This window comes from Dactylosporangium fulvum, assembly GCF_025137375.1.
In the GTDB taxonomy this organism is placed as follows: domain Bacteria; phylum Actinomycetota; class Actinomycetes; order Mycobacteriales; family Micromonosporaceae; genus Dactylosporangium; species Dactylosporangium fulvum.
Genome location: NZ_CP073720.1, coordinates 8872472 through 8887821 on the forward strand (window position 1 = coordinate 8872472; position 15350 = coordinate 8887821).

A 15350-nucleotide genomic window follows, 5' to 3' on the forward strand; every position below is an offset into this window, starting at 1 on the left:
GTATGGGTAGCGTGATGATTCGGGTGGACGAGTCCACCCGCGACGCCCTGACCCGCGTCGCCACCGAAGATCTCGGTGGCGCATCAGCAGACGAGGCAATTCGTCGGCTGCTGGCCGAGCACTGGCAGATGAAGGCCATCGCCGCTGTGGACGCATACCGGGTGAACGACCCCGAGGGCTGGGCCGAGTACGTCGCCGAGGCCGACCGGGACGACCGAGCCACCGCACCGGCAGCCGACCCATGGGACGAGGCCGCGTGACGGTCATCCGGCCGTGGCAAGTCTGGTGGGCCGATCTCGACCCGACCGAGGGTCGCGAGCAGGCCGGGCGCCGTCCGGTGCTCGTGGTCTCCAGCGCGTTCCACCTCCGGCTGACCGGGGAAACCCTCGTCACCGTGCTCCCGGTGACGACGCGGGAGCGTTCCGGCTGGCTGCACCGCACTGCGATACACCCCGCCAACCGTCCGACCGGGTTCGTCATCACCGAACAGGTGCGGACGATCGCTCGGTCGCGCCTGCAGGGGCAGCGGCCGGCGTGGGTGCTCACCGACGACGAGGCATCAGCAGTGAAGACGGTGCTACGGCAAATGATCGATGCTTAGCCACGTCACCTGCCAAGTATGGCTCCATCGGTACGCGAACCAGGATTACCGGCCGTCTTGCGCCGGCGCGGGCAGCCGCACTATCGGATAGAGCCGGGCGGCCAAAGCGAGTTATGGGAAGCCGTCTACGCCCCGGACGGCACGGCGCATTCCCCTGAGCGGCACAGCTGTGGAGCGGACGACGCACCATGCGACCCGCAAGGCCGCAGGCAGCAACCGCAAGGCCCCCGACCACCGCAAGGCCGCAGGCGGCAACCGCAAGGCCCCGACAACCGCAAGGCCGCAGGCAGCAACCGCAAGGCCCCCGACCACCGCAACCACCGACCACCGCAAGGCCCCCGACCACCGCAACCACCGACCACCGCAAGGCCCCCGACCACCGCAACCACCGACACGGGGGTGTGGGTGGCGGAGCCCCCACTGGGGAGCAGGCGAAGCCTGCGCGAAAAATCCACAGGCTCCGGCGAGCGCAGCCCAAAGGGCGCGCGAGCAGGGTGAACCCAAGCCTGTGGGGCGGGCGGGACTCGAACCCGCGACCAAGGGATTATGAGTCCCCAGCTCTAACCTGCTGAGCTACCGCCCCGAGCGTCGCAAGCTTACCGACCCGTGCAACCCGAATGCTGACCCGAAACGGTGCCAGGTTACCCCGAATATGAAAATGGCCCCGGTAAGGGGCCGTTTGGAGCTCCCGCGATAGGACTCGAACCTATAACCTGCCGGTTAACAGCCGGCTGCTCTGCCAATTGAGCTACGCGGGATCGCACATCTTCCCCTGACGTTGTCCGTCCGAGGGCGACCGGGAAAGAGTACAGCACGAACCGGGGTCCTCCGCCACCGGGTATCCCCTCCGGCGCCGGACTCCACCTCATCGTGTGCCAGATCTCGGCAAAGGGGCCGCAAGATCGATGTGTCGGAACGACGATGGACGGGTAACTCAACACAGGACGGCGCTCAGGCAACCTGGTCGATTCATGCGCCGTCCAGAAGGAGGTCGTCGCATGCGCGGCAAGCTACTGTTCCTCGGCGGCCTGGCCGCGGGCTTTGTGCTCGGCGCCCGGGCGGGCAGGGAGAAGTACGAAGAGCTCAAGGCCACTGCCCTGAAGATCAAGGAGAGCCCGACGGTCCAGGAAGCGGCCGGGGTCGTCCAGGAGCAGGCGACGCGGCTCTACAGCGAGGGCAAGAGCAAGATGACCGACAGGCTGGCCAACAGCCGCTTCGCCGAGACCGACTTCGGCCAGCGGCTGCTGCACACGTCGGACACGCCGGCGATCGAGCGGGACACGCTGGCCACGACCGGCGCACCGAGCGCGGGCGTGGGCTCGAACTCGACGAAGTCGGCGGCCACGCCTGGCCTGTAAGACCAGCACAGCGACAAAGAGGGCCGGCCCCAGCGGGGGCCGGCCCTCTTGCGCAACCAAGATCAGGACGACGAGAACGCCGCGTCGAAGGCCGCCGCCGGGGCGTCGAACGCCAACCGGCGCACGAACTGCAGGGCCTCGGGGGCGCCGACCAGGCGGTCCATGCCGGCGTCCTCCCACTCGATCGAGATCGGGCCGTTGTAGCCGATCGCGTTGAGCGCCCGGAAGCTGTCCTCCCACGGCACGTCGCCGTGGCCGGTGGAGACGAAGTCCCAGCCGCGGCGCATGTCGGCCCACGGCAGGTGCGAGGCGAGCCGGCCGCGCCGGCCGTCGCCGGTGCGGACCTTCGCGTCCTTGCAGTCGACGTGGTAGATCCGGTCGGCGAAGTCGAAGATGAAGTTCACCGGGTCGAGCTCCTGCCACACGAAGTGCGACGGGTCCCAGTTGAGGCCGAAGGCAGGACGGTGCCCGATCGCCTCGAGGGTGCGCTTCGTCGTGTAGTAGTCGTAGGCGATCTCGCTCGGGTGCACCTCGTGGGCGAACTTGACCCCGACCTCGTCGAAGACGTCGAGGATCGGGTTCCACCGGTCGGCGAAGTCCTGGTAGCCGGCCTCGATCATCTCCGGCGGCACGGGCGGGAACATCGCCAGCGTGTGCCACACGGACGAGCCGGTGAAGCCGACCACGACGTCGACACCGAGCTTGCGGGCGGCCCGCGCGGTGTTCTTGATCTCCTCAGCGGCCCGCTGGCGGACGCCCTCGGCCTCGCCGTCGCCCCAGATCCGCGCCGGCAGGATGCCCTGGTGGCGCTGGTCGATGGGGTGGTCGCAGACCGCCTGGCCGACGAGGTGGTTGGAGATCGTCCAGACCTTGAGGTTGTACTTCGCGAGCGTCTCCAGTTTGCGGTCCACGTAGGACTCGTCGGAGAGCGCCTTGTCGACCTCGAAGTGATCGCCCCAGCAGGCGATCTCGAGACCGTCGTAGCCCCATTCGGAAGCCAGCCGGCAGACCTCCTCGAACGGGAGGTCGGCCCACTGGCCGGTGAAGAGCGTGATTGGACGCGCCATGCTGTGTCCTCCGGTGCGCTGCGTGGTGAGCACGTAGGGGTGTCCAGGCGCGAGGGTGACCTGCGGAACCAACACACGACGGACGGGGAGGTCCGAGGCGAGAACCGAGGCGGGCGGGTTGCGCCTCCCGCCCGCACCGGCCGACCGTGAGCCGAAGCGCAAGGCCGAGACCTGAGAAACCTGTCCGGTGCAGCCCAATCCTAAGCTGCCGGGGAAGCCCACAGCCAGTACCAGAGCCGAAAAAGAGGGTTCCCCCGTCCGCCCGGACCACACCGTTCGAGGATGTCGGGTGGAGTCGGCGTCACCACCCGAAATCCGCTCAGGTGCGTGGTATGTCCGAGCGGACGGGGCCCGGAGGCGGGGTCGGTCGGCGTCGCGACCCCGCCATCCGTCTGTCCGGCCGCCGCGAGGGCGGCCGGGGCTTCAGGAGTTGTGCACGGTGAACTCGTCGACGTCGAAGAGGGAGCCGCTGCCGCCGCGGAACACGAGGTAGAGACTGGTGGCTGTGTTCGTGGCGAGCGGGACCGACGCCTCGCGGAAGGTGTCCCAGCCGCCCGTGTTGCCCACGGCGACGGTGCCGAGAAGGGCGCCCGTCTGCGAGCCGGCGCGGAACTCGATCGTGCCGCCGGCGCCGGCCGACGACCACCGGACGCGCACACCGGCCACTGTGGACAGGTTGAGCCCGGTGTAGCCGGCCCAGTCGTTGTTGTCGATGTAGCCGGCGGTCTGCCCGCCGACGGCGGGTCCGTGTCCGGCGACCTGGATGCCGCTCATCGAGGACCAGGCCTCACCCTGGCGGGTGGTGGCGTTACGGGTCAGGGTGAACTGGTCGAGGTCGAACAGGGAGGTGCCGGTCCCCTTGAACACGAGGTACAGCGTGGTGGCGCTGTTGCTCGCGAGCGGGGTGAACACGTCCCGGAACGTCTCCCAGCCGCCGGTGTTGGACACCGCGACGCTGCCGAGCAGCGTGCCGGTCTGCGAACCGGCGCGGAACTCGATCGTGCCGCCGGCGCCGGCCGACGAGACGCGGACGAGCGCGCCCTTGGCGGTCGACAGGTTCACGCCGGTATACGAGATCCAGTCGTTGGGGTCGATGAAACCGGCCGTCTTGCCACCGACGGCGGGCGCGTGGTCGGCGACCTGGACCCCGCTGGCGGCCGACCAGGACTCGCCCTGGTAGACCGACGACGTCGGCGGGGCGGGCGGCGCGCAGTCCGCGTCGACGCGCTTCGCGGTGTACCGGATCGCGCCGAGCAGCTGGCTGGTGAAGGCCGCCTCGGTGTAGGACGCCTCGGTGTGGCCGAGGCCGGTGTAGAACGACCGTCCGCTGTCGATGGTCTTGCACCAGGTGATCGGGTGGTCGCCGTTCATCGTGCCGCCGGAGTACGACGACTCGTTCAGCGACGCGAGCACCCGTGCCGTGCCGCGCGGGTTGGTCCGGTAATTGTACCACTCGTCGGTGCGGACCCAGGTCGTGCCGAGGTGCGCGGTCGCCGGGTGGGTGCGGTCCTCGACGGTGACGGTGGCCTGCTGGATCGCCGGGTGGGAGGAGAACCAGGCCCCGACGAGCGTGCCGTAGAAGGGCCAGTCGTACTCCGTGTCCGCGGCCGCGTGGACGCCGACGTACCCGCCGCCGCCCCGGATGTACGCCTCGAAGGCGGTCTGCTGGGCGGCGTTGAGCACGTCACCGGTCGTGGACATGAACACCACGGTCTGGAACTGGGCCAGGTTGGCGGCGGTGAACGCGTTCGCGTCCTCGGTGGCGGTGACGGTGAAGTTGTTGGCGGCCCCGAGGGACTGGATCGCGGCGATGCCGTTGGGGATCGAGGAGTGGCGGAAGCCTGCGGTTTTGGAGAAGACGAGCACTCGGTACGGGGCGTCGGCGGCGCTGGCGGGCGCCGCGGCGAGCGTAGTCGCTGCGATCAGGCTCACCGTAGCGGCGGCAAGCCACGAGCGAATTCTCATGACAGGTCCTTCACGATGGGTCGGGGCGCGCGCCGCCGCGCTGTCATGGTGTGCGATGCAGTTGTCACGTTGCTCCGGATCCGGTGCGACGCCTGGTGGGCGTCGCACCGGTCTCCGGTCCCCCTGAACCGATACCCCCACCCGCGGGGCGCAACCGCGGGTGGGCCCTCGCTATCGGCCCGGGAAGTCGTTCAGCCGCGGATCCCCAGCAGGTGCTCCATGGCCAGCTGATCGAGCCGTTCGAACGCCATCCCCCGGGCGGCGACCGTCTCGACGTCGATCTCTTCGGCCCGCAGCTCCGCCAGCGACTCCCCCGGCAGCAGCGTTGGCACCGTGAGCTCGTCGACCCGGGCGGCCGCCAGGGCGGCCGACACCTCCGGGTCGTCGCGGAAGGTGCGGACCTTCTCCTTGAGGATCAGGTAGTTGCGCATGCAGGCCGCCGCGGTCACCCAGACGCCCTCGGCGTCCTCGGTGCGGGGCGGCTTGTAGTCGAAGTGGCGCGGGCCGGCGTAGGCGGTCGGGTAGCCCGAGCTGTTCTCCAGCACGTCGACCGTCCAGAACGCGCCTCGCAGGTTGCCGGCGCCGAAGCGCAGGTCCTGGTCGAACCGCGGTCCGTTCTGGCCGTTGAGGTCGACGTGGAAGAGCTTGCCGTGCCACAGCGCCTGGGCGATGCCGTGCGCGAAGTTCAGCCCGGCCATCTCCTCGTGCCCGACCTCCGGATTGAGCCCCACCCGCGACGGCTCATCCAGCGTCGAGATCAGCGCGAGCGCGTGGCCGATCGTCGGCAGCAGGATGTCGCCCCGTGGCTCGTTCGGCTTCGGCTCGATCGCCAGCTTGATGTCGTACCCGCGCTCCCGGATGTACGCGCACAGGGCGTTGATCGCCTCGCGGTAGCGGTCCAGCGCCGCCCGCATCTGCTTGCCCGCGCCCGACTCGGTGCCCTCGCGCCCGCCCCACAGGACGTACGTGGGCGCGCCGAGCTCCGCGGCCAGATCGATGTTGCGCAGCACCTTCTGCAGGGCGAACCGCCGGACGGCACGGTCGTTGGCGGTGAACGCGCCATCCTTGAAGATCGGGTGGCCGAAGAGGTTGGTGGTGGCCATGGAGACCACCAGCCCAGTGCCGTCGAGCGCCTCACGGAAGCGCTTGACCACCTTGTCCCGCACCGTCTCGTCACTGCCGAACGGGATCAGGTCGTCGTCGTGGAAGCTGACCCCGTACGCCCCCAGCTCCGCCAGCCGGTGCACGGACTCGACGGGGTCGAGTGCCGGGCGCGAGGCCGAGCCGAAGACATCCTGGGCCTGCCAGCCCACGGTCCAGAGCCCGAACGAGAACCGGTCGGCGGGCGTGGGGGCGTACGGATCGGTCATGACTCCACCAGTGGCGCGGGAACGCTGATCCAGGAGGCGTCGGCAGAGCCCGAGCGTTCGACGGCGTCGAGCACGAGTTGTACTTGCAGTGCGTCCTCGAACGACGGCGTCGGATCGGTGCCGGTGGTGATGGCCTCGATGAAGTCGCGCATCTCGTGCGTGAACGAGTGCTCGTAGCCGATGATGTGCCCCGGCGGCCACCAGGCGCTGACGTAGGGGTGCTCCCCTTCCGTCACCAGAATCCGGTTGAAGCCCTGCTCCGCCGTCGGCAGCGTGGCGTCGTAGAACTCCAGCTCGTTGAGGCGCTCCAGGTCGAACACCAGCGAGCCGCGCTCGCCGTTGATCTCGACCTTGAGGCCGTTCTTGCGGCCGGTCGCGAACCGGGTCGCCTCGTAGGTGGCCAGGCCGCCGCCGGAGAGCCGGGCGACAAAAACCGCGGCGTCGTCGACGGTGACCTCACCGGTCGTCGCACCCGCCGACGCCGACAGCCCGCTCGACGCCTCCGGCAGCGGCCGCTCCTTGATGAACGTCTCGGTCAGCCCGGCGACGCCGGTGATGGTCTGCCCGGTGACGAACTGGGTCAGGTCGATGATGTGCGCGCCGATGTCGCCGAGCGCGCCCGAGCCGGCCTTGTCCTTCTGGAGCCGCCAGACGAGCGGGAAGTTGGGATCGGTGATCCAGTCCTGCAGGTACACGGCCCGGACGTGACGGATCGCGCCGAGACGGCCTTCGGCGATGAGGTTGCGCATGAGTGTGACGGCCGGCACCCGGCGGTAGTTGAACCCGCAGGCGGACCGGACGCCGAGGGCCCGGGCCTTCGTCGCGGCCGCGACCATGGCACGCGCCTCGTCGACGTTGTTGGCCAGGGGCTTCTCGCACAGGACGTGCTTGCCCGCTTCCAGCGCGGCGATGGCGATCTCGGCGTGGCTGTCGCCCGGGGTGCAGACGTCGATGACGTCGATGTCATCCCGGGCGACGAGCTCGCGCCAGTCGGTCACCGCTTCGGCCCACCCGAGCCTGCCCGCGGCTTCCGCCACCTTCGCCGCATCGCGACCGCAGACGGCGACCATGGTCGCCCGCGTGGGGAGGTCGAAGACCCGGTTCACGGTGCGCCACGCCTGGGAGTGTGCGGCGCCCATGAAGGCGTATCCGACCATCCCGACGCGCAGCTCCCCGCTGCTGCCCTGAGTGGACACTGGCGGTTCCTTTCTGATGGTTGGGTGTGGAGAACCCCTGTCAGGACTTGAAGCCGAGCGGCAGGTACTTGTCGACGTTGTCCTTGGTGATGGTCTCCGACTGCAGCACGATCAGCTTCGGCACCTGCAGTTCGACGAGGTCACCCATGCCCTTCCCCTGGGCCGCGAGGCGGGCCAGGATGATCGCCGACGAGGCCATCGACGGCGGGTAGGTGACGGTCGCCTCCAGCACGGTGCCACCGGCCTTGATGTGGTCCATGGCGTCGCGCGAGCCGGCGCCACCGACCATGAAGAACTCCTTGCGGCCGGACTGCTGGATCGCGGCGAGCACGCCGACACCCTGGTCGTCGTCGTGGTTCCAGACCGCGTCGAGCTTCGGCGCCGCCTGCAGCAGGTTCGCCGCCGCCGACTGGCCGGTCTGCACGGTGAAGCCGGCCGGCACGCGGTGCTTGACGCTCAAGCCGTACGTCTTCAGCGTGTCGGCGAAGCCCTTCGACCGGTCCTTGGTCAGCTGGAGCTCGTCGATGCCGGGGATCTCGCCGATGACCGCGTCGGCCTTGCCCTTGAGCTTGTTGCCGATGTAGTGCCCGGCAGCGACGCCCATGCCGTAGTTGTCGCCCTTGATCAGGCTGAACGACGCGGCGGAGTCGGAGAACTCGCGGTCGAGGTTGATCACGATGATGCCGGCGTCCGTGGCCTTCTTGCCGACCGCGGTGAGCTGCGCGCCGTCCTGCGGCAGCAGCACGATCGCGTCCGGCTTGCTCTGGATCAGCGACTCCAGGGCGGCGATCTGCGCCGGGGCGTCCTTACCGGCGTCGACCACCTTCAGGGTCACGTCGGAGAACTTCTTGGCCTGCGCCTGCGCGTTGGCCGTGATGGCGCCGATCCAGCCGTGGTCGGCGGCCGGTGCGGAGAAGCCGATCGTGACCGGCTTGCCCGGGGCCTCGCTGGCGGCGGTGTTCTCTTTGGTGTTGGTGCCGGAGTCGCTGTCCTTCGTCTCGTTCGAGGTGCAGCCTGCGAGCAGGGCACCGGCGCCGAGCGCCGCCCCGCCGAGGAGGAGCCGGCGACGGGACATGTCACCCGAGGTTGCGCTCATCACGACCTCCTGGTCGTCTGTGGGATGGGGTGTGTTTCAGGGCGTGTTCATCCGAGCTGCCGTCTCGGCGTGACGGCGGCCTGGCTGTTGTTGCGGTGTTGACGTGCCTATGAGGCGCTGGGTTTCCGCCAGAACGACGTGACCCGGAACTGCTGAATGAGGACGGCGGCGACGATGATGCCGCCGTTGATGATGCGCTGGATGTCCAACTGCAGGTTGTTGACGATGAACAGGTTCGTGATCTGGGTGAAGATCAGCACGCCGAGCAGGGAGCCGACGATGGTGCCGCGGCCGCCGGTCAGCGCCGTGCCACCGATGATCGCGGCGGCGATGGCGCTCAGCTCGTAGAGGTCGCCGTGGGTGTTGCTGCCGGAGGTGGTCTGCGACACGACCATCAGGGCGGCGATGCCGCAGCAGATGCCGGACAGCACGTACAGCAGCACGGTCTGGAGCCGCACGTTGATGCCGGCCAGGCGGGCCGCCTCGGTGTTGCCACCGATGGCGATGGTGCGGCGGCCGAACGTCGTGCGGTTGAGCAGGACCCAGCCGATCACGACCACCAGCAGGAAGATGATGACCATGTACGGCACGCCGAGCAACTTGTCACCGGCGAGGCTCTTGATGAACGGGTCGCTGGTGATCTGGGTGCGGGAGCCGGAGATGTTCTGGGCGAGGCCGCGGGCCGAGAGCATCATCGCGAGGGTCGCGATGAACGGCACCAGCTTGCCGTAGGAGATGAGAACGCCGTTGACGAGGCCGGCGCCGGCGCCGACGGCCAGGGCGGTGAAGACCATCGCGCCGGGGCCGTAGCTCTGCGTCGCGACCGTGGTGCACCAGACGCTCGCCAGGGCCAGCAGCGCGCCGACCGAGAGGTCGATGCCGCCGCTGATCATCACGAACGTCATGCCGACCACGATCACGCCGATGCTGGACGCCTGGGTGAGGACGGTCAGCTCGTTGGACCACAGGCGGCTCGGGTCGAGGAAGATGTCCGACCGGGTGATCGCACCGATGATGAGCAACAGCAGCAGCACGCCGATCAGGGCGAGGTTGCGCTTGACGGCGTCGGCGCCGTCGCGCTGCCACCAGCTCTGGCCGGTGGCCCGGGGCTGTTCTGTGTGGAGCTCCACCGGTTCGGTAGCGGTGCTCATGCTGCGGTCCCTTCAGGGGCGGTGCCCGCCAGGTCGGCCCCGTCGAGCAGCGAGCCGGCCATCACCAGGTCGAGCACGGTGTCTTCGTCGAGTTCAGCGGCGGGCGCCTCGCGCACGACCCTGCCCTCCCGCATGACGAGCACACGGTCGGACAGGCCCAGCACCTCGGGCACCTCGCTCGATACGAGCAGCACACCGACGCCTTCGTCGGCGAGCCTGCGGATCACCTGGTACAGCTCGGCGCGGGCGCCGACGTCGACACCGCGGGTCGGCTCGTCGAGCAGCAGCAGCCGCGTGCCGCCGAGCAGCCACCGGCCGACGACGACCTTCTGCTGGTTGCCGCCCGACAGGGTGCGCACCGGCCGCCGGACGTCGCTGGGACGCAGGTCGAGGCCCTGGGTGATCTTCTCGGCCTCCACCCGCTCCCGGCCGGCGTCGGTGAAGCCGACCTTCGCGAACCGTGCGAAGCCGGCCAGCGTGACGTTGCGGTAGATCGGCTCGGCGAGCAGGAGTGCCTGACTCTTGCGCTCCTCCGGGGCCATGCCGATGCCGGCCCGGACCGCGGCGTTCACGCTGCCGCGGCGCAGGGGCTTGCCGTCGAGTTCCACGCGGCCGGTCGTGGCGGTCCGCGCGCCGTAGATCGTCTCGAGCACCTCGGACCGGCCGGAGCCGACCAGCCCGGTGATGCCCACGATCTCGCCGCTGTGCACGTTCAGCGACACGTCGCTGAACCGGCCGGCCAGCGACAGCCCTTCGACCCGCAGCAGCGGCGCGCCGTCCTGCGCGGGCGCGGCGGCCGGCCGCTCGGGGAAGACGTATTCGATGGTGCGGCCGGTCATCCGGCTCACCAGTTCGCGGTTGGGGGTGGTCTTCGCGTCGAGGTTGGCCGCGGTGGTGCGGCCGTCCTTGAGCACCGTCACCCGGTCGCCGATCTCGCGGATCTCCTCGAGCCGGTGCGAGATGTAGATGACCGCGATGCCCTGCGCGGTGAGGCCGCGCACCATACGGAAGAGGTTCTGCACCTCGTCGTGGGCGAGCACGGCGCTCGGCTCGTCCATGATGAGCAGCCGCGCCTCCCGCGACAGCGCCCGGCCCATGCTGACGATCTGCTTGGCGGCGGCGGGGAGCTTGCCGACCTCGCGGCCGGCCGGGATCTCGGGGTGGCCGAGGCGCTGCAGGATCTCGGCCGCGCCCCGGCGCATCGTGCGCCGGGCGACGAAGCCGCCGTTGTTGGGCTCGTGGCCGAGGTACATGTTCTCGGCCACGCTCAGCCCGTCGACGAGGTCGAGCTCCTGGTAGATGGTGGCGATGCCGGCCTTCATGGCCGCCTGGGGACTGCTGAAGTCGGCGGGCTGCCCCTGCCACAGGATCTCTCCCGAGTCGGGGGTGTGCGCGCCGGAAAGCACCTTGATGAGCGTCGACTTCCCGGCACCGTTCTGGCCGAGCAGGCAGTGGACCTCGCCTGCCCGCACCTCCAGCTGGACGCCGTCGAGCGCCCGGACGCCGGGGAAGGTCTTCACCACGTCGGTGAGCCGGAGGACAATGTCTTCCGGAGTGTCTGTCATGATGGCCGTCCATATGCGAGTTCGCTGGCCAGCACGGCGGCGCCCACGACGCCGGCGCGGGGGCCGAGCTCGGACAGGACGACCGGCAGGTTGCCGGTCGCGAGGGGCAGCGAGCGCCGGTACACCACGCTGCGGATCTCGGCGAGCAGAATGTGGCCGAGACCGGCGAGACCACCGCCGATCACGATCATCGACGGGTTGATGAAGCTGACCAGCCCGGCCAGGACTCCACCGACCCGGCGCCCACCGTCACGGATGAGGCGGATGCACGTGACGTCGCCCTCGGCCGCGCCGTCGGCGACGTCCTTGGCGGTCACGATGCTGTTGGCGTTGAGCCGGTCCGCGAGCGCCGGCGACGCGCCGCTGCGGGCCGCCGCGGTCGCGTCGCGGGCGAGCGCACCGCCGCCGAACAGGGCCTCCAGGCAGCCGACGTTGCCGCACGAGCACACCGGCCCGTGGCTGTCGACCTGGATGTGGCCGATGTCGCCGGCACACCCGTCCGTGCCCCGGTAGACCTCGCCGTTGAGGTAGATGCCGCAGCCGATGCCCGTGCCGACCTTGAGGAACAGCAGGTTGTCGACCGAGTGCGCGACGCCGCCGTAGCGCTCGCCGATGCTCATGATGTTGACGTCGTTGTCCACGACGACCGGGCAGTTGTGCTCGCGCCCGAGCGCCTCCCGCACCGGGAACCGGTCCCAGCCGGGCATGATCGGCGGCGACACCGGAACCCCGTCGCGGAAACTGACGGGGCCGGGCACGCCGATGCCGATGGCGTGCAGGCGCTCGAAGGCGCCCTCCGCGTGGAACTTGTGGATGATCTCGTTGACCCGCTGGAGGATCGCCTTGGGGCCGGACCGGATGTCGGCCGGCTCGCCGTAGGCGGCGATCGGCTCCAGCCGGCCGTCGGTGATCTCGACGTCGATCGAGCTCGCGCCGAGGTCCACCGCGGCGAAGCGGAGGTTCGGGTTGAGCTCCACCAGTGTCGAGCGGCGGCCGCCCCGGCTCGCTGCCGGCCCGGCCTCGCGGATCAACCCGGTCGCGACGAGCGCGTCCAGATCGGCGAGCAACCGGGGCCGGGGCACCTCGAGACGGTCGGCCAGCTCCGCGCGTGACAACGCACCGGTGTCCCGCAACAAGCGGAGCAGGCGCGACTGAACAGGACCGTCAACTGCGCTGACCGTGTTCATAAAGGCACCTCCTCATCTGGTCGCAGGCAGGCGTCCGCGACATGCGGCAACACCACCACACTTCGACAAAGGTGCTGGTTGCCGGGTCATGTGCCGTGCGTTACACCCGTGTTGCGTCGAGACTCTAGGCCGTTCGCACCGCCGCGTCTAGAGCTTCTTTCGTCTGTTACCAAACTTTTGCTCGATTGGACGGAAGTTCGTCCATTCTCGAAAATATGCACGTTTCAGCAGGTCAGAGCCGTACTGGATGATCCACTAGGGTGACGCTAATCGGCACAAATCACTTCAGCAGAAGTTTGCCCATGCGGCGGCTCGCCAGCCACAGCCCGCCCGCTGCGAGCGCTCCCAGATAGACCACGTGCCACAGCAGACCCCAGTGCGGCGACGCGGTGGTGACGGCGCGGATGAGCGCCACACCGTGATACAGCGGGGTCAGCTCGACGATCACCCGCAGCACCGGCGGGAAGTCCGACGGCGGCGAGAACGTCCCGCTGAACAGGAACAGCCCGAACTGCGTCACATTGACGTAGTCGAAGTCCTGCCACGATCTCAGCAGCGTGGACAGGCCCATGCCGAGCCCGCCGAACGCGAAGCCGACCAGCAGCGTCACCGGGAACGCGGCGAGCGCCCACATCGGCGTGGTCAGGTCGAGCACGGCCATGATGATCAGGAACGCCGCCGAGTAGACCCCGCCACGCACCATGGCCCAGATCAGCTCACCGCCGGCGATCTGCAGCGGCGTGATCGGCGTGGCCAGCGTCGCGTCGTAGAGCCGCATGTACTTCAACTTGCCGTAGAAGTTCATCGTGGTCTCGGCCAGCGCGCCGTTCATCGCCGACGCGGCGAGCATGGCGGGCGCGACGAACTGCGCATACGTCACCAGGCGCCCGTCGGGCAGCGCGACGTCGCCGACGAGCTTGCCGACCCCGACGCCGATCGAGAGCAGGTAGAGCAGCGGCTCGGCGAAGCCGGACATCAGCACGAGCCAATACGCGGCGTGCCGTGCGGCGGCGAGGTTTCGCCCGGTCACCGACAGCGCGCCGGCCGCGCCGCGGTCCAGCCGCGCCACGCGGGCCGCCACCAGGGTCGTGACCATCAGTCTTCCAGCTTCCGGGTGAAGTAGCGGACCGCGAGCAGGTAACCCGTCGCGCACCACAGCAGCAGCACGCCGATGTGCGCGGGCACGCCCCACGCGGTCGGCCCGCCGAGCGTCGCCGCCCGGCACAGCTCGACGCCGTGCCACAACGGCGAGCCGTAGGCCAGCACCCGCGCGGCGGCGGGCAGGTCCTCGACCGGGAAGAACACCCCGGCGAACAGCATCATCGGCACCACCGCCAGGCGGAACAGCACCGCGAAGTAGCCGTCGTTGCCGACCGCCGCGGCGAACCCGAAGCACGGCGCCGCGCAGGCCAGCCCCACCAGCATCGCCGGCACCGGAGTCGCCAGGGCCCACCACGAGTGCAGCGCCCCGAACGGCAGCAGCACCAGCAGGAACCCGCCGGCCGCCAGCAGGACCCGCAACATGATGTAGAGCAGGTGCCCGCGGACGATGTCGCCACTGGTCAACGGCGAGGCCCGCATCGCGTGATACGTCCGGATCCAGTTGAACGCCGAGAACACGGGCCACGTCGACTCGGCGATCGCCACCTGCAACGTGGTCGATGCCAGCAGGCCCGGCCCGATGTAGTCCAGATAGGGCACGCCGATCGCGGTCGACCGGGCGTCCACGTAGTGCCCGACCGTGATGCCCATCGCCACGAGGAACATCGCCGGCAGCGCGAACGAACTGAGCACGCTGGACCGCCAGGTGCGCCGGTAGGACACCAGGTGGTATTCCAACGCCGCGAGCGTCGCCATCTAGTCCACCAGCGTCCGGCCGGTCAGGTGCAGGAACACGTCCTCCAGGGAGCTGCGGCGCACCAGCACGCTCGACGGGATCAGGCCGCGCGCGGAGATCTCCCCGACCGCCGCGTCGCCGTCGCCGGTGTAGACCAGGATGCGGTCGGGCAGCACCTCGGTGCGCTCGCCGACGCCGTCGAGCTTGTCGGCCAGGTGGTCGAGTGGGTCGAGCCCGAACCGCACCTCGACCACCTCGCGGGTCGAGTGGCGCTCGATCAGCTGCCGCGGCGAGCCCTCCGCCACGATCCGGCCCGCGTCCATCACCACCAGCCGGTCGCACAACTGCTCGGCCTCGTCCATGTAGTGCGTCGTCAGCACGAGCGTCACGCCCCGCTGCTTGAGCCGGAACAGCCGCTCCCACACCAGGTGGCGGGCCTGCGGGTCGAGACCGGTGGTGGGCTCGTCGAGCAGCACGATGTCGGGCTCGTTGACCAGCGCCCGGGCGATGGTGAGCCGGCGCTTCATCCCGCCCGACAGCGGCTCGACCTTGTCATCCGCCCGGTCCGCGAGCTGCACGAAGTCGAGCAGCTCCAGCGCCCGCTCGCGGGCGACCTTGCGGGGCACGCCGAAATAGCGCGCGTAGACGACGAGGTTCTCCACCACGGTCAGCTCGGGGTCGAGCGAGTCCTGCTGCGGGCAGACCCCCAGCCGGGTCCGGATCGCCGGGCCGTCGCGCGTGGCGTCCAAGCCCAGGATGCGCAGGGAGCCACTCGTCGGGCGGGACACACAGCCGATCATCCGCATGGTGGACGACTTGCCGGCGCCGTTGGGCCCGAGGAAGCCGAACGCCTCGCCGGCGGCCACCCGCACGTCGATGCCATCGACCGCGGTGAAGTCACCGAACCGCTTGACCAGCGCACTCGCCGCGATCAACGCCCCGTCATCAACCACGCGC

Annotated in this window: 14 protein-coding genes and 2 tRNA genes; 3 read left to right on the forward strand and 13 right to left on the reverse strand. The window is 69.6% G+C overall.

The annotated features are described in order from the left end of the window. Positions 1 to 2: 2 nt before the first annotated feature. Entirely contained in the window at positions 3 to 260 is a 258-nt protein-coding gene (locus Dfulv_RS40690) for a hypothetical protein (RefSeq protein ID WP_259859143.1), read from the forward strand. Beyond that, on the forward strand, positions 257 to 601 hold the full coding sequence (locus Dfulv_RS40695) for a type II toxin-antitoxin system PemK/MazF family toxin (RefSeq protein WP_259859144.1): 345 nt from the start codon (positions 257 to 259) through the stop codon (positions 599 to 601). Before Dfulv_RS40690 ends, Dfulv_RS40695 begins: the two co-directional genes overlap by 4 nt. A 509-nt stretch (positions 602 to 1110) precedes the next feature. On the opposite strand, the gene Dfulv_RS40700 is transcribed toward Dfulv_RS40695, so the two are convergent. Continuing rightward, a tRNA-Ile gene (locus Dfulv_RS40700) sits at positions 1111 to 1184 on the reverse strand. A 102-nt stretch (positions 1185 to 1286) separates the two neighbouring features. After that, positions 1287 to 1359: transfer RNA gene (locus tag Dfulv_RS40705), tRNA-Asn, on the reverse strand. Between the two features lie 240 nt (positions 1360 to 1599). On the opposite strand from Dfulv_RS40705, the gene Dfulv_RS40710 reads away from it, so the two are divergent. Further along, a complete protein-coding gene (locus Dfulv_RS40710) occupies positions 1600 to 1959 on the forward strand; it encodes a hypothetical protein (RefSeq protein ID WP_259859145.1) in 360 nt (119 codons plus the stop codon). A gap of 62 nt (positions 1960 to 2021) precedes the next feature. Here the strand turns inward: Dfulv_RS40710 and Dfulv_RS40715 are convergent, their stop codons facing one another. The 11 genes from Dfulv_RS40715 to Dfulv_RS40765 all read right to left on the reverse strand — a co-directional run bounded on the left by Dfulv_RS40715 (position 2022) and on the right by Dfulv_RS40765 (position 15346). Then, positions 2022 to 3026, reverse strand: coding sequence for a sugar phosphate isomerase/epimerase family protein (locus Dfulv_RS40715; RefSeq protein ID WP_259859146.1), 1005 nt, complete (start codon positions 3024 to 3026; stop codon positions 2022 to 2024). Positions 3027 to 3449: 423 nt separating this feature from the next. After that, positions 3450 to 4991, reverse strand: coding sequence for a ThuA domain-containing protein (locus Dfulv_RS40720; RefSeq protein WP_259859147.1), 1542 nt, complete (start codon positions 4989 to 4991; stop codon positions 3450 to 3452). Between the two features lie 191 nt (positions 4992 to 5182). After that, the gene (gene xylA / locus Dfulv_RS40725) at positions 5183 to 6361 is read right to left on the reverse strand and encodes a xylose isomerase (protein ID WP_259859148.1); all 1179 of its coding nucleotides are present in this window, start codon (positions 6359 to 6361) and stop codon (positions 5183 to 5185) included. Then, the gene (locus Dfulv_RS40730; RefSeq protein ID WP_259869171.1) at positions 6358 to 7518 is read right to left on the reverse strand and encodes a Gfo/Idh/MocA family protein; all 1161 of its coding nucleotides are present in this window, start codon (positions 7516 to 7518) and stop codon (positions 6358 to 6360) included. The genes xylA and Dfulv_RS40730 overlap by 4 nt, the downstream gene beginning before the upstream one ends. Positions 7519 to 7597: 79 nt before the next feature. Next, positions 7598 to 8653: a substrate-binding domain-containing protein gene (locus tag Dfulv_RS40735; RefSeq protein WP_259859149.1), complete on the reverse strand. Its 1056-nt coding sequence runs from the start codon at positions 8651 to 8653 to the stop codon at positions 7598 to 7600. Between the two features lie 107 nt (positions 8654 to 8760). Further along, positions 8761 to 9804, reverse strand: coding sequence for an ABC transporter permease (locus tag Dfulv_RS40740; protein WP_259859150.1), 1044 nt, complete (start codon positions 9802 to 9804; stop codon positions 8761 to 8763). Next, on the reverse strand, positions 9801 to 11369 hold the full coding sequence (locus Dfulv_RS40745) for a sugar ABC transporter ATP-binding protein (protein WP_259859151.1): 1569 nt from the start codon (positions 11367 to 11369) through the stop codon (positions 9801 to 9803). The genes Dfulv_RS40740 and Dfulv_RS40745 overlap by 4 nt, the downstream gene beginning before the upstream one ends. Beyond that, positions 11366 to 12556 carry an ROK family transcriptional regulator gene (locus Dfulv_RS40750; protein WP_259859152.1) on the reverse strand — a complete coding sequence of 397 codons (1191 nt, stop codon included), beginning with the start codon at positions 12554 to 12556 and terminating at the stop codon, positions 11366 to 11368. Before Dfulv_RS40750 ends, Dfulv_RS40745 begins: the two co-directional genes overlap by 4 nt. Positions 12557 to 12836: 280 nt before the next feature. After that, positions 12837 to 13652 (reverse strand): ABC transporter permease, encoded by an 816-nt coding sequence (locus Dfulv_RS40755; protein ID WP_259859153.1) that lies wholly within the window; start codon positions 13650 to 13652, stop codon positions 12837 to 12839. Further along, on the reverse strand, positions 13652 to 14413 hold the full coding sequence (locus tag Dfulv_RS40760) for an ABC transporter permease (protein ID WP_259859154.1): 762 nt from the start codon (positions 14411 to 14413) through the stop codon (positions 13652 to 13654). The genes Dfulv_RS40755 and Dfulv_RS40760 overlap by 1 nt, the downstream gene beginning before the upstream one ends. Further along, positions 14414 to 15346 carry an ABC transporter ATP-binding protein gene (locus tag Dfulv_RS40765; RefSeq protein WP_259859155.1) on the reverse strand — a complete coding sequence of 311 codons (933 nt, stop codon included), beginning with the start codon at positions 15344 to 15346 and terminating at the stop codon, positions 14414 to 14416. Positions 15347 to 15350: the final 4 nt, after the last annotated feature.

Excerpts from the sequence above, each read along its gene's own strand:
- Dfulv_RS40690 (WP_259859143.1), top strand. The coding sequence starts at position 3 with ATGGGTAGCGTGATGATTCGGGTGGACGAGTCCACCCGCGACGCCCTG.
- Dfulv_RS40710 (WP_259859145.1), top strand. The coding sequence starts at position 1,600 with ATGCGCGGCAAGCTACTGTTCCTCGGCGGCCTGGCCGCGGGCTTTGTG.
- Dfulv_RS40715 (WP_259859146.1), bottom strand. The coding sequence starts at position 3,026 with ATGGCGCGTCCAATCACGCTCTTCACCGGCCAGTGGGCCGACCTCCCG.
- Dfulv_RS40720 (WP_259859147.1), bottom strand. The coding sequence starts at position 4,991 with ATGAGAATTCGCTCGTGGCTTGCCGCCGCTACGGTGAGCCTGATCGCA.
- xylA (WP_259859148.1), bottom strand. The coding sequence starts at position 6,361 with ATGACCGATCCGTACGCCCCCACGCCCGCCGACCGGTTCTCGTTCGGG.
- Dfulv_RS40730 (WP_259869171.1), bottom strand. The coding sequence starts at position 7,518 with ATGGTCGGATACGCCTTCATGGGCGCCGCACACTCCCAGGCGTGGCGC.
- Dfulv_RS40735 (WP_259859149.1), bottom strand. The coding sequence starts at position 8,653 with ATGAGCGCAACCTCGGGTGACATGTCCCGTCGCCGGCTCCTCCTCGGC.
- Dfulv_RS40740 (WP_259859150.1), bottom strand. The coding sequence starts at position 9,804 with ATGAGCACCGCTACCGAACCGGTGGAGCTCCACACAGAACAGCCCCGG.
- Dfulv_RS40745 (WP_259859151.1), bottom strand. The coding sequence starts at position 11,369 with ATGACAGACACTCCGGAAGACATTGTCCTCCGGCTCACCGACGTGGTG.
- Dfulv_RS40750 (WP_259859152.1), bottom strand. The coding sequence starts at position 12,556 with ATGAACACGGTCAGCGCAGTTGACGGTCCTGTTCAGTCGCGCCTGCTC.
- Dfulv_RS40755 (WP_259859153.1), bottom strand. The coding sequence starts at position 13,652 with ATGGTCACGACCCTGGTGGCGGCCCGCGTGGCGCGGCTGGACCGCGGC.
- Dfulv_RS40760 (WP_259859154.1), bottom strand. The coding sequence starts at position 14,413 with ATGGCGACGCTCGCGGCGTTGGAATACCACCTGGTGTCCTACCGGCGC.